The organism is Martinezella rhizogenes (assembly GCF_000799715.1).
GTDB classification, from domain to species: domain Bacteria; phylum Pseudomonadota; class Alphaproteobacteria; order Rhizobiales; family Rhizobiaceae; genus Rhizobium; species Rhizobium rhizogenes_C.
The window spans coordinates 290,959-304,237 of the sequence record NZ_JUHG01000011.1; the positions used below are offsets into that span (position 1 = coordinate 290,959).

Annotated in this window: 13 protein-coding genes; 3 read left to right on the forward strand and 10 right to left on the reverse strand. The window is 59.9% G+C overall.

The features are described 5' to 3' along the window. Positions 1-72: 72 nt before the first annotated feature. The 3 genes from EX00_RS05355 to EX00_RS05365 all read right to left on the reverse strand — a co-directional run bounded on the left by EX00_RS05355 (position 73) and on the right by EX00_RS05365 (position 4,897). Positions 73-1,974, reverse strand: coding sequence for an ABC transporter ATP-binding protein (locus EX00_RS05355; RefSeq protein WP_047454863.1), 1,902 nt, complete (start codon positions 1,972-1,974; stop codon positions 73-75). A 2-nt stretch (positions 1,975-1,976) separates the two neighbouring features. Further along, on the reverse strand, positions 1,977-3,755 hold the full coding sequence (locus EX00_RS05360; RefSeq protein ID WP_404944006.1) for an ABC transporter ATP-binding protein: 1,779 nt from the start codon (positions 3,753-3,755) through the stop codon (positions 1,977-1,979). 266 nt (positions 3,756-4,021) lie between these two features. Further along, complete coding sequence (locus EX00_RS05365) at positions 4,022-4,897, reverse strand: LysR family transcriptional regulator (protein ID WP_080761206.1); 876 nt, start codon at positions 4,895-4,897, stop codon at positions 4,022-4,024. A gap of 130 nt (positions 4,898-5,027) precedes the next feature. Between EX00_RS05365 and EX00_RS05370 the strand changes: the two genes are divergently transcribed. Continuing rightward, positions 5,028-5,249, forward strand: coding sequence for a DUF1127 domain-containing protein (locus EX00_RS05370; protein ID WP_047454871.1), 222 nt, complete (start codon positions 5,028-5,030; stop codon positions 5,247-5,249). Between the two features lie 15 nt (positions 5,250-5,264). Here EX00_RS05370 and EX00_RS05375 read toward each other — a convergent pair whose 3' ends face one another. Further along, positions 5,265-5,972 carry a polysaccharide deacetylase family protein gene (locus EX00_RS05375; RefSeq protein ID WP_234708979.1) on the reverse strand — a complete coding sequence of 236 codons (708 nt, stop codon included), beginning with the start codon at positions 5,970-5,972 and terminating at the stop codon, positions 5,265-5,267. 339 nt (positions 5,973-6,311) lie between these two features. On the opposite strand from EX00_RS05375, the gene EX00_RS05380 reads away from it, so the two are divergent. Next, a complete protein-coding gene (locus tag EX00_RS05380) occupies positions 6,312-6,737 on the forward strand; it encodes a hypothetical protein (RefSeq protein ID WP_047454872.1) in 426 nt (141 codons plus the stop codon). A gap of 100 nt (positions 6,738-6,837) precedes the next feature. Here the strand turns inward: EX00_RS05380 and EX00_RS05385 are convergent, their stop codons facing one another. Genes EX00_RS05385 through metG form a run of 4 tightly spaced genes read right to left on the reverse strand, consistent with a single transcriptional unit; the run spans position 6,838 to position 10,502 of the window. Next, positions 6,838-7,329 carry a YbaK/EbsC family protein gene (locus tag EX00_RS05385; protein ID WP_047454875.1) on the reverse strand — a complete coding sequence of 164 codons (492 nt, stop codon included), beginning with the start codon at positions 7,327-7,329 and terminating at the stop codon, positions 6,838-6,840. Then, the gene (locus tag EX00_RS05390) at positions 7,326-8,153 is read right to left on the reverse strand and encodes an MBL fold metallo-hydrolase (RefSeq protein WP_047454877.1); all 828 of its coding nucleotides are present in this window, start codon (positions 8,151-8,153) and stop codon (positions 7,326-7,328) included. Before EX00_RS05390 ends, EX00_RS05385 begins: the two co-directional genes overlap by 4 nt. Positions 8,154-8,157: 4 nt before the next feature. Then, positions 8,158-8,940, reverse strand: a complete 783-nt coding sequence (locus tag EX00_RS05395; protein ID WP_047454879.1) for a TatD family hydrolase — start codon at positions 8,938-8,940, stop codon at positions 8,158-8,160. Positions 8,941-8,948: 8 nt separating this feature from the next. Beyond that, a complete protein-coding gene (gene metG / locus EX00_RS05400; RefSeq protein ID WP_047454880.1) occupies positions 8,949-10,502 on the reverse strand; it encodes a methionine--tRNA ligase in 1,554 nt (517 codons plus the stop codon). Positions 10,503-10,750: 248 nt separating this feature from the next. Here metG and EX00_RS05405 point away from each other — a divergent pair, with 248 nt between their 5' ends. Further along, positions 10,751-11,551, forward strand: coding sequence for a sulfite exporter TauE/SafE family protein (locus tag EX00_RS05405; RefSeq protein ID WP_047457472.1), 801 nt, complete (start codon positions 10,751-10,753; stop codon positions 11,549-11,551). Here the strand turns inward: EX00_RS05405 and EX00_RS05410 are convergent. Together EX00_RS05410 and tmk are read right to left on the reverse strand one after the other, a co-directional pair. After that, complete coding sequence (locus EX00_RS05410) at positions 11,548-12,582, reverse strand: DNA polymerase III subunit delta' (RefSeq protein WP_047454882.1); 1,035 nt, start codon at positions 12,580-12,582, stop codon at positions 11,548-11,550. The genes EX00_RS05405 and EX00_RS05410 overlap by 4 nt on opposite strands. Further along, complete coding sequence (gene tmk / locus EX00_RS05415; protein WP_047454884.1) at positions 12,579-13,262, reverse strand: dTMP kinase; 684 nt, start codon at positions 13,260-13,262, stop codon at positions 12,579-12,581. The genes EX00_RS05410 and tmk overlap by 4 nt, the downstream gene beginning before the upstream one ends. Positions 13,263-13,279: the final 17 nt, after the last annotated feature.

Genomic DNA, 13,279 nt, shown 5'->3' on the forward strand with positions numbered 1-13,279 from the left:
ATCCCGCAGAGCATAGCGCGCTTCATGTCTTTCCAGAAGCTGCTATTGCTAACAGATCGTGTGATGTCGAGCTTACGTGCGCGACTCCGTCGGCCCTGACGTGGTCGCTTCCTCCTCGGGAATATCGTCGAAGGAGGAATAGTTGAGGTTATAGAGCTTCGAATAGAGCTTGCCGTTGGCCATCAGCTGGTGGTGATTGCCGCTTTCAATCAGTTGGCCGTTCTGCAAGACGATGATGCGATCGGCCTCGCGGATGGTGGCGAGGCGGTGGGCAATGACGAGACCGGTGCGGCCCTCGAGCAATTTCACCAGCGCCTTCTGGATCAGCATCTCGGTGTAGCTGTCGATATTGGCGGTTGCCTCGTCGAGCACGAGGATCTTCGCGTCGGCGACAAGGGCGCGGGCGAAGCTGACGAGTTGGCGTTGGCCGAGTGACAGGCCACCTCCGCGCTCGCCAAGTACGGTTTCATAGCCGTCGGGCAGCCGCATGATGAACTCATGCGCGCCGACCGTCTTGGCCGCCTCGACGATTTCCTCGGGCGTCGCCTCGGCCTTGTTGTAGCGAATGTTCTCCAAAACTGTGCCCGTGAAGAGGAAAGGTTCCTGCAAAACCATGGCAATTTGCCGGCCGAGCGAATCCTGGGTGAGGGAGCGCACGTCATGGCCGCCGACCAGCACCTGGCCCTGCTGCACGTCGTAGAACCGATGGATCAGCGCCATGGAGCTCGACTTGCCGGAGCCGGTCGGTCCGATCAGTGCGACGGTCTCACCGGGATTGACCTTGAAATTGACATTCTTCAGCACCGGATGTTTCGGATCATAGCCGAAGACGACGTCGCGGAACTCCACCGAGCCGTCCATATCCGCCGACAGTACCTTGGCGTCGGGCGCATCCTTGATATCGATCGGCACGTCGAGCACTTCCGTTAGTCGCTGGCCGGAGGCCATGGCGCGCTGCATGACGGAATACTGCATCGTCAGAGAACGGATCGGGTCGAAGAATCGCTGGATGTAGAACAGGAAGGCGACCATGACGCCGACATCGAGCCGCTGGCTCAGCACCATCGAGCCGCCGACGATGATGACGATGGCCATGGCCATGCCCGTCAGCGTGTCGACGATCGGCACCATCACCTGCGCATATCGCGCCGCGGTCAGGTGTGCTTCCAGATTGTTATGCGCCTTCTCGTCGAAGAGGCTGAAATTGACGCGTTGCCGATGCATGCCCTGGACGGCACGAACGCCGTGGATTGCCTCGGCCAGCGCGCCGCTGGTGATCGAATTGACTTCATGCGCGTTCATGAAGGCGACGCGCGCCTTTGGCAGCCAGAACAGCCGAACGATAAACAGGATCGGCATGACCGAAAGCGTCAGCAGGCCAAGCCGGAAATCGAGCGACAGCATGACGATGACGATGCCGAAGAGCAGGGCGATGTCGCCGACGGAAAGCACCGATGTTTCAAGGAATTCCTGCATGGAATTGACGTCGCCCTGTAAGCGCGACATCAGCCGGCCGACCTCGGTCTTGTCCATGAAGGAGAGCGACACCCGCTGTATATGCGCAAACATCGCCCGGCGGATATCGAACAGCACCTCTTCCGCGACTTCACCGACGTAGGTTTCCTGCACGTAGCTTGCGGCGTAATTGACGAGGATCGCCACGCTGAAGATCGCCAGAGCCAGCCAGAGTGCCGAGTAATTGACGGCGCCGGGAGCCATCGCATGGTCGATCGCATAGCGGATGACGAGTGGTATGACGATCTGCGATGCGGTGAAGAGAAGCACGGCCACGACCGCGATATAGACCTGCCGGCGATAGGGGCTGACGAAGGCCCAGATGCGGCCGATGATCTTGCTGTCGAAGACCTTGCCGAAGATTTCCTCCTCGACGCGGTGCGAGCCGACAACGGCACGGGGAGGGCGCCGTCCGTCGTCGCGCACATCGTTGCGCTCGGTTTCGATGGTTTCCGACATTGTCAGGCCTCCTTCTTCGCCGCGACGACCCTGTCGGCGGACACCGTCACGTCGTCATCCGGGCGAACCTGCAGATCGTATAGCGCCCTGTACCGCCCCCCCGCGGCCAGGAGCTGTTCGTGGGTTCCACGTTCGACGATCTGGCCATCTTCGATGAAGAGGATCTGGTCGGCATGCATCAGCGAACTCAGTCGATGGGCGACCACGAGAGTTACGCGGTCGCGGGCAAAGCGCTTCATGGCGCTGCGAATGCGCTGCTCGGTCGCCGCGTCAATCGCGGCGGTGGAATCGTCGAATACCATCACCGCGGGTTTCAGCATCAGCGTCCGCGCGATCGTCAGACGCTGACGCTGGCCGCCGGACAGCGATACGCCGCGTTCGCCGACGACGGTGGTGTAGCCGGCCGGCAGGCCGAGAATGTAGTTGTGCAGTTGCGCGGATTCGGCGGCGCGCTCGATCCGGCCCTCCTTCGCCCAGGGATCACCATAAGCGATGTTGTTTTCGATGCTGGTGGTGAACAGGAAGGAATCCTGCTGCACGACGGCGACGTTCTGGCGCAGCGATTGCAGCGTCGCCTTGTTGATGTCCTGACCGTCTATGGTGATGCGGCCGGAGGTCACGTCGTAGAAGCGCGGAATGAGATGGGCGATGGTGGATTTGCCGCTGCCGGGTGGTCCGACGAGGCCGATCGTCTCGCCGCGCCGTGCCTCGAAACTGATATTGCTGAGCACCGGGCGCGTTTCCTGGCCAGGATAGACAAAGCCGACATTTTCGAAGCGCAGCACGCCGTCGGTAACGGTCAGCGGTTTGGCGTCCGGGGCATCCTTGATGGCAATGTCGAGGTCGAGCAGGGCGAAGAGCCGGGAGCCGCAGGTCGAGGCACGGGCAAAGGCATTGACCATCAGCCCGAGCTGGCGCACTGGCATCTGCAGGATGGTCATGAAAGTCAGGAAGGAGGCGAGGGTGCCGACGCTGATCTCGCCTGCAATGACCTTATTGCCGCCAACCCAGAGCACCAGGCCCATCGCAGCGAAGAACGAGAAGTTCATGGCGCTGGTGTTGATGACGCGAATGCCGACGCGCTTGTGGGCGAGGGTGAGCGCATTGTGCGACGCCTTGTCGAACTTCATCAGCTCATGGGCATGTGCCGCGAAGGCGCGCACGACGCGGATGCCGGCGAGATTTTCTTCCATCACGCGGGTCAGAACCGATAGCCGCTCCTGCAGGTCGAGCCAGGTCGCACGCAGCCGCAACTGCGTTACGGAAGAGCGCCAGGCGACGAAGGGCACGAAGCTGAGTGCCAGAAGCCCGAGCACGACATCGGTCGACAGCAGCATATAGGCGCCGACGCCGATCAATACGGTAAGCAGCACCGTGCGGACGAGCGCGGTGGAGAAGTACATGCGCACGCCTTCGAGATCGAGCAATCCAATCGTGATGAGATCGCCGGAATGCACCTTGTCGTGGAAGCCGAAGGGGAGCTGCTGGATCTTCTCGTAGCAGGCGAGGCGTAGCTCGTAGCCCATGTGGTGGCCAACGGATTCGCTGTAATAGTTCTGCACCATGGTGAAGAGGCCACGCAGAACGCTGACGACGAGCAGGAGCAGGGCGGTCGTCATCAGCGCGTTTTCGGCAACATGCCCGGCGGCACCGCCGGCGAATGCCGATTGCGTCTGATCAACCGCATGCCCGAGCAGGCGCGGGATCATCAACTGTAACGTTGCAGCTACGAAAGTGGAACCTATGGCAAAACCTGTCTGCCAAGGGTGGCGCAGCGTCATATGCGTGATCCGCACGATGGTAGAAAGACCTCGACCCCAACCGGCCGCACTAACATGCGCCAACGAAGTCAACGACTTCGCGGCGCTTCTTGATGAATCGCTGCTCACGCTCTTATCCAGGCATTTTTAGAACGAGGCGGGCCCGGAATCGGGTTCGGATCGCAAAGGGGATTGATGGGACGAATGTCGCCGATTCCACCCGGTCATTCAAGGGTTCAATCGGTCACAAGTGCTCCCTGAACGTTAGATTGCGTGTTCGCGGACGTTCAGTTTCGGAACGCGCGCAAGCAGTTGACGACTTCGCGCAGGCCTTTGGTCAGGTGTTTGTCGCGACGCATGACCATGCCGAGCTGGCGCACAAGCCGCGGCTTCAAGGGCGATGTCGCCAGGTAATCACTTCGATCGCGCTGCAGGGCCAGTCCCGGAAGCAACGACCAGCCGAGCCCGGCCGCCACCAATTCCTTGACGGCCTCGACACTGCCGAACTCCATGGCGGGTTTCAGCCGGAGTCCGGCGGAAGCGAACCAGTCGTCGATCGTTCGCCGCGTGTTGCCGCCCTCGTAGAGCATGAGGGTTTTGTCGCTGAAGAAGTCGGCCTCCAGACCATCTTTCGACATCACGCTCCCCTTGGGAGCCACGGCGAGAAGCTCATCCTCGTAGAACGCTTCCACCTCGAGCGAGCGTCCGGCAGCGGGAAGGACCACAACAGCGAGATCCAATGCATTCGCCTCGAGATCACGAAGAATCTCGTCGGTATTGCCGATGCGGACAATAATCTCCAGCCCAGGCATGCGCTTCTTCACGGCCGCGATGGCGCGGGGCAGGAGGTGGATGGAGGCCGTGCCTCCGCTGCCGATCCGGACGCGTCCGACCGATCCTTCGCGATAGGGAATCACTGCCTCCTGCGCCGCCGAACAGTCCTCCAGTATCCGTCGCGCATGAAGCAGCAGCTCAACGCCAGCCGGAGAGGGCTGCGCCCGCCGGCCCACGCGTTCGATTAGCCGTACGCCCAGCCGTTGTTCGAGTAGCTTCACCTGCAAACTAACGGCGGGCTGCGTCAACCCCACCTTATCGGCGGCGGCCGTGAAACTGCCGAGATCGACGACGCTGACGAATGCGGCGAGCTGATCGAGATTGAGCATCAGAAGAATTCCTTATGGATTGCATTAATTCCATAAGCTTCCTTCGTGGGGAGCACCAGTGCATTTTATGGGCATGCCCAAAAGCAGCATGGCGTTTCATCGGCTGCATGGCAGATCAGGAGCTTATGCGATGACAACCGACGTTGAAAACCCGATTGCGATAGGGCCGGGAAGGGACTGGAGTGTGGCGATGGACATCGCGCGGCGTGTGCTGGCCGGGTTCGTCTATCGCCTGGAGAAACGCAAGACACGGATAGATCTGGCGGAACTGTCCGATACTCAGCTTCTGGACATCGGTGTGACGCGTTCAGAGGCGAGGGCAGAGGTCGGTAAGTCATGGTTCTGGGGGTAACGCGGCTCAGCGAACCTATTGATCATAGGTGCTGATATCGCCGAAGGCATAACCACGTTGTCTGAGCGCGTCGATCAATGCCTTCAGATTCTGGGTGCCATCGAACTTATCCTGAAACATCTCATCGTGCATGAGCAGGATCATTTTGCCCGGCCGCACGAACCTGCCATAGGCGAAAAGATGGTCTATTTCACTGATGAGATGATCGACGGACTGGACCGGTCTGCCGTCATTGCTGTGAACCCATTCGAAGTCCCAGCCATAGAGATTGAAGCCGGCTTCGGCGACGAGTTCATAGTCCAGCCATTCGCGTTGCCACTCGGCAACATTGAGGGAAAGGTCCTCGCTGGAGACATTGTGAAGCCGAAAGACATTGCGCCCCGGCAGCCGGGCGTCGACCTTCGGTGTCAAATCAAGGACGCCATTGGCGCGAAGCATGTCGGCGACCACGGCGTCGGTGTTTGAGTAGTAGTGTCGATAGTGATTGTTGGCATGGCTATAGCTATGGTTTCCCACAGTGACAAGCGGCTGGGTTTTGGCCTCGGCCAACAATGCGCGACCTTGGGGATGGCTTTCGACATGCAGCCCGACCATGAACAGAACGGCCGGAACATTCTCTTTTTTCAGTATGGAAAGAATATTCTCAGTGCCGAGCAACGGACCATCATCGAACGTCAGATATATCGTCCGCTCCGCCGCCGTTGCAGCGGGGATGCAAGCCACGAGAAAAAACCCAACCCGAAGCGACCGTTGAAATATGTTCCAAAGCCAAAGCAAATCGTGTCCGCCCAAAAGTCTCTATCGCAAACCTGCGGCAGGTTGGCATATCGGTGTTGATAAGGAAAGCTGCTGGTTTTTGAGACTAGGACCGAGCGTCAGCGGGCGATCTTGCACCGTTCATGCAGGGCATGATTGCAGCACTGTGGGGAAGGGCAAAGCACAACCATCTGGTCCTTGAGATGTATCGGCTTGTTGCCAAATTCGATCATATGCGTCAGTCTTGTCGCAAAGGTTGAATTAGTTGGGTCTATTTCACTCTGCCAACGCTGCGAGGAAATAAGCATGAGACATATACTGATTGCGGCATTGTCCGGTTTCTTTGCCTTGTCAACGCCAGCGTTCGCGCAAACCGATGCCGACATGAATAAACGGCTCGATGAGACGGAGGGAGAACATAAGCCCTTTGCCGAGTTCTTTGCGAAACTCCAGAAAGCTGTTGCAGCTGACGACAAGGCTGCTGTCGCCGCGATGGTTAATTATCCGCTCCTCTCTCACTCCAATGCCGGTTCTGTTCAAATCAAGGACGCCAAGCATTTCCTTGCCGATTACGACAAGCTTATCACCGCGAAGGTGAAGGCGGCCGTCGCCAAACAGACTTACGCAACACTCTTCACTAACTGGCAAGGTGTGATGATCGGTGACGGCGAAATTTGGTTTGACCAAGTCGGAGACAGCTTGAAAGTGAAGGTCTACGCCATCAACAATTGATATGTCGCACTTGGAAATAGAATGTACCCAGCTAAATATAAAAGTCACATAAGATAGATTATGGAACTAAAACCAATATCCGAGGTGCGCTAAAACCGCTTCAGCCTGCTTTGACCCGTATCACCTTAGCTCCGATCTTCTCCGCCAGGACGTTCGGATCACAAGCAAAAATGCTGTCCGGCCGCCCCGCTGCGCACCAGACTTGATCGTAACCCAGCAGACTCTGATCGACAAACACCGGCAGGTTTACGCGATGGCCGATCGGGCCGACGCCGCCGATGGCGAAGCCGGTTTCGTCGCGGACGCGGTCGATGTCGGCGCGCTTCAAGCGCAGGCCGTAAGTGGCTGCAACATATGCCGTATCGGCATTGTGAGCGCCGGAAACAAGAAGCAGCGTCAGGCCATTGGTGTCCGCGTTGACGAAGACCAGCGACTTGACGATCTGGCCGACGGCGCAGCCGGCCGCATTGGCGGCTTCCTCGGCCGTGCGGGTCGATTGCTCCATGCGCTTGATGGCGATGTCGAGGCCGAGATCGCGAGCGGCCTGCTCGACGCGCTCCAGGCTTGAAAGCTTCCTGCTATCCTCGCTCATAGATCATCATCCTCTACATCGAGTTCAATGCGCATCTGGTCGTAGGCCGGCTCGACATTGTCTGGCGTTTCCGCAAGCACGGTCTCGTAATCGAGTGGTGTGTGCATATGTGTCAGGATTGCATGCTTCGGCTGCAAGCGTTCGATCCAGGCGAGCGATTGCTCCAGCGAAAGATGGCTTGGATGTGGTCGATATTGCAAGGCGTCGATGATCAAGATGTCGAGATTTTGTACCTTCTCGACAGATTCCGCCGGGAAGTCACTGATATCGCTGCAATAAGCAAGTTTTCCGATACGAAAGCCAAGCGAGTGGATATCGCCATGCTGCTGCTTGTGCGGCCAGAAAGTGATTGGACCACCCGGCCCTTCGATCGTGAAACTCTTGTCCAGGCTCTCTATGATGACCGGCCTGACGATCGGCGGATAGCTGCTGCCTGGCGGCGTTTCCAGGCAATAACCGAAGCCTTCGCGGATACGGTCCATTGTCGGCTGATCCGCATGGATCGGAATGCGCTCATGGGCATTGTGGAAGAAGCCGCGCAGATCGTCGAGGCCGTGAATATGGTCGGCATGCGCATGTGTATAGAGCACGGCCTCTATCGAGCCGACGCCGGCGCGTATCATCTGTTCACGAAAATCCGGACCGGTGTCGATGACGACGGTGGTAACGCCGCCATCGGGTGCGATCTGCTCGATCAGGAACGCCGAGCGCGTGCGCCGGTTTTTCGGGTTTTTCGGGTCGCAGGCGCCCCAATCCCCGGTAATGCGCGGCACGCCCGGCGACGACGAACAGCCCAATATGGTGAAGCGCCGCCGGTGTGTCACGCCGTCAGACCCTCGTCATCCGGGAGAAGCAGCGGTATGCGTTCTCGGTGGTGATCGTCGAGATGTCGTCCATGCTGACGCCGATCGTGTCGGCCAGCACCTCGGCGGTGTTGACGACATAGGACGGTTCGTTGCGCTTGCCGCGCCAGCGCTTCGGCGCAAGATACGGCGCATCGGTTTCCACCAGCAGCCGGTCGTGCGGGATCGTCTTGGCGATGTCGCGCAGCTCCTCGGATTTCGGAAAAGTCAGGATACCCGAGAACGAGATATAGCCGCCGAGTTCGACGCCGGTGCGGGCGAGGGCCGGGCCAGCGGAGAAGCAGTGCAGGATGAAGGGGAAGGCCCCCTTCCCTGTTTCCTCGGTCAGGATAGCGGCCATGTCTTCGTCCGCGCTGCGGCTATGAATGACCAGCGGTAGCTGCGTTTCGCGCGCAGCCGCGATATGGCGCAGGAAGCCGGTCTTCTGATCCTCGGGCTTTTGCGTGTCGTAGAAATAGTCGAGCCCCGCCTCGCCGATGGCGACGATCTTCTCGTGCTGCTTGGTCAGCCGCACCAGATCCTCTGTCTGGATATCCAGCTCCTCGTCGGCATTGTTCGGGTGCGTGCCGACAGAACAGAAAACGGATGGATATTGTTCGGTGATAGCCAGCAGTCCGTCGAGTTTGCGGACGCGGGTCGAGATGGTGACCATCTGCTTGACGCCGACTTCGTGGGCGCGCGCGACGATCAAGTCACGCTCTTCCGCGAAATCGGCAAAGTCCAGATGGCAATGCGTATCGATCAGCATGGCAAACCTTATTCGGCTGTCGGCGCCACATAGCGTGGGAAGACCGGCTTTGGCGCTTCCAGCGGCGTGCCGGGGACAAGACGACCAGCCTCGCCGAGGGCGGCGAAATCGCGCTTGTCTGAGGGAATGGCGATCAGATCCAGCAGCTTGGCGGAGGAATCCGGCATGAATGGTTGCAGCAGAATGCCGATCTGGCGGACGACATCGGCGGTGACATAGAGCACGGTCGCCATGCGAGCCGGATCGGTCTTCTTCAGCGCCCAGGGCTCCTGCCCGGCGAAATAACGGTCGCTTTCGGAGACGACGGCGATAATCGAGGCGAGCGCGCGATGGAGCGCCTGCTTGCTCATGTCCTCGCGCGTCGAGGCCAGCAGCGCGTCGGCCTGTGCCAGCAACGCCTTATCCTCGTCGGTCAACTCGCCACATTCCGGGATCTTGCCGTCGCAATTTTTGACGATCATCGACAGCGAACGGCTGGCAAGGTTGCCGATGCCGTTGGCGAGATCGGAATTGATGCGCGTGCCGATCGCCTCTTCGCTGTAGCTGCCGTCCTGACCGAAGGAGACTTCGCGCAGGAAGAAATAGCGCACCTGGTCGAGACCGAAATGGTTCACCAGGTTGACCGGGTCGACGACGTTGCCGAGCGACTTCGACATCTTCTCGCCCTTGTTGAGCAGGAAGCCATGGGCAAAGACACGCTTCGGCAGAGGCAGCTTTGCCGACATCAGGAAAGCCGGCCAGTAGACGGCGTGGAAGCGGATGATGTCCTTGCCGATGATGTGCACATCGGCAGGCCAGTATTTCGCCCGCGGATTGTTCCGGTTCTCGATATAGCCCGTCGCCGTGATGTAGTTGGTCAGCGCGTCGACCCAGACATACATGACATGCGCAGGATCGTTCGGCACCTTGATGCCCCAGTCGAACGTCGTGCGCGAGATCGACAGATCCTTGAGGCCGGACTTGACGAAGGAAATCACCTCGTTGCGACGCTCGGCTGGACCGACGAAATCGGGGTTTTCCTCGTAGAGCTTCAGCAGGCGATCCTGATATTCGGAGAGCTTGAAGAAATAGCTTTCCTCCTGCACCCATTCGACCGGCGTGCCCTGCGGCCCGTAGCGCACGCCGTCGGCGCGCAGCTCGGTTTCGTTCTCCTGGTAATAGGCCTCGTCGCGCACCGAGTACCAGCCGGCATAGGAATCCTTGTAGATGTCGCCAGCATCGGCCATCAGGTTCCAGATGTTCCGCGAGGTCTCGTGGTGGCGTTCTTCCGTCGTGCGGATATAGTCGTCGTTCGACGAATTGAGCAGCTTGCCCATTGCCTGGAACTCGGCCGAATTGCGGTCGGCAAGCTCCTGCGGCGTCAGACCCTCTGCGCGCGCCGTCTGCTGCATCTTCTGGCCGTGTTCGTCCGTACCCGTCAGGAAGAAAACGTCGCGCCCGTCCAACCGCTGGAAACGTGCCATGGCGTCGGTGGCAATCAGCTCATAGGCATGGCCGATATGCGGCTTGCCATTGGGATAGGCGATTGCGGTGGTGATGTAGAACGGGGTCTTATCGGTCATATCAGGCAATGGTCCGCTTTACGGTTTCATCATTGTTATTCTTGCTCATGCTCGCTTTAGCGCATGTTTGCTAGGAGCGAAACACCAAGTTTCGCGCCTGCAGCATTCCTTGGCTCCGAACGTGCTTTGCTTGACAGGGTCCCGACCCAGCTTTACCCCTGCGGAAAACCGAAGGGCAGGACAGAAATCACCGTGAATTCCATTTTCATTTTTGGCAGCCTGTTCAACGGCTCGAAAGGGCCGTGGTTTTGAGTTTTCCAGCTACATTTCAACCCCTCTATTCCTTCTCCGGTTTCTTCGTCGGCATGCTGGTGGGCATTACCGGCGTTGGCGGCGGCTCTTTGATGACGCCCTTGCTCGTCCTGCTGTTCGGCGTGCATCCGGCCACGGCCGTCGGCACCGATCTCCTCTATGCCGCGATCACCAAGACGGCGGGAACGGCCGTGCATGGCATGCATGGACGGGTGAACTGGAGAGTGGTTGGCCTGCTTGCCTCGGGCAGCGTGCCGGCTGCCCTTGCGATGTTGTGGTTCATGGCCGGCGTCAATCGCGAGAGCCCGGAGGTTGCGCACGCGATCACCTTGTCGCTCGGCTGTCTTCTGCTCCTGACGGCGCTGATGCTGCTCTGTCGCGGACAGGTATTGAACGCGATGCGCAAATGGCGGGGCGAGCGCGGAGGGCTGACGCCGCGCACCATCGCGCTGCTGACGCTCGTCTTGGGTCTCGTGCTGGGCACGCTCGTCACGATGACATCGGTCGGCGCCGGCGCACTCGGCGTCACCGTGCTTCTGGTGCTCTATCCGCAGCTCGATGTCCGAGAGATCGTCGGCTCGGATATCGTTCATGCCGTGCCGCTGACCCTGATCGGCGGCATGGGCTACTGGTTCATCGGCGAGATCAATTGGACGATGCTGTTTGCGCTACTGCTCGGCTCGATCCCCGGCATCGTCGCCGGTAGCCTGCTTGCGCCGCGCCTGGACGAACGGCTGATCCGCATCGTTCTGGCCGTCACCCTGCTCGTCGTCGCCTGGAAGCTGATCTTCCCTTAAGCAAGCCGCTGCTTGAGTTCGCCGAGGACGGTGATGATCGTCTGCTTGCGGTCGAGATTGTAGGCCTGCGACACGGTGAGCCGCTCAGTAACATCGGAATAGAGGCGGGCGAGCTTTTCCGCGACGGTAAGATGCCCTTCCAGCGCGGCGGCCCTCGCCCGAGCCATGATATCGTCGCCGATATGGGACACGAAGAAGCCGAAGATCGTTTCGCTCTCCTTGGCCGACAGCGCATCGGCGAGGCGATGCATCGCCCGGCGCGCGGCGGGGCCTTCCGTCGAGATGACTTGCTCATAGGCCGCAACGATCTCGCCGCCACCGTAATTCAGCAGCTTCAGCGCTTCATTGACGCTGCCCTTGGCCGCAGCCAGCAGTTCGGTTCCCTGCCCCGCTGACAGTCCAATGCCGAGATGTCCAAGCGCGTTGCTCAAGGCATCATCGCTCAGCGGCGCCAGTTTCAGCGGCAGGCAGCGCGAACGGATGGTTGGCAAAAGCTTGCCCGGCGCGTGGGATAACACCAGGAACAGCGCCCGCTTCGGCGGTTCCTCGAGGATCTTCAAGATGGCGTTGGCGGCGTTCCGGTTGAGGTCATCGGCGGGGTCGATGATGACGACGCGCCAGTTGCCGGTGCCAGAGGTCTGTGAAAAGAATTTGCCGGCGCGCCGTACCTCGTCGACGGTAATCGCCGATTTCACTTTGCCAGTCTTTTCGTCGACCGGACGTGCAAGATGCAGCAGGTTGTGCGAGGCGCCGCCGGAAATCTGCCGGCTGACGGCGGAGGCCGGATCCGGATCGCTGATCGTCTCGGGCGCCGTGGCGGGATCGGGATGCGAGAGCACATGGTTGGCGAAGCGGAAGGCGAGCGTCGCCTTGCCGATGCCTTCCGGCCCTTCGATCAGGACGGCATGGTGGCCCTTGCCGGACCGATAGGACTGCGCCAGAAAAGCCTCGGCATCCTCATGGCCGAAAAGACGGGTATTATCCTGCGGAGGGATTGCTCCGTCCAAAACGCCGGGCCGGTCTTCGCTCATTGCGCTACTTCCGGTCTGGTGGCTTTCACGTCATCTGCCAGGCTCAACCGCTTTTCGATAATTGCGGCGATCTCGTCGGCAATGGCGTCTTCCCCGCGCTGTGCATTGACGACATGGCAGCGGCCCGGATCGCGCGCGGCGATATCGAGAAAGGCTTCGCGGCGTTTCTCATGGGTCTGCAATTCTTCCTTTTCGAAACGGTCCGGCGCGGCATCGGCCGACGCGCGCTTGCGGGCGCGCTCAAGGCCCAGTTCGGCGGGAATATCGAGGATCAGCGTGCAATCCGGCACGACACCGTTGACGGCCACCCGCTGCAGGGCTTCGATGAAATCGGGCTCGAGATTGCCGGTGATGCCCTGATAGACGCGGGAGGAATCCATGAAGCGGTCGCAGAGCACGATCGTGCCACGCGCGAGCGCCGGGCGGATGATCTCTTCGACATGATCGTTGCGCGCCGCGGCAAACAGGATAGCCTCCATGCGCGTGCCGAACATCTCCGCCGCGCCCGAGAGTAGCACATGCCGCACCGCTTCGGCTCCTGGAGAACCGCCCGGCTCGCGTGTCACCAGCACATCATGGCCGAGCCCGCGCAACCACGTTGCCAGACGGCGAATCTGGGTCGATTTTCCGGCCCCTTCCCCGCCCTCGAAGCTCACGAACAGTCCGTTTGCATCAGCCAATGATCATGTCCTGCACT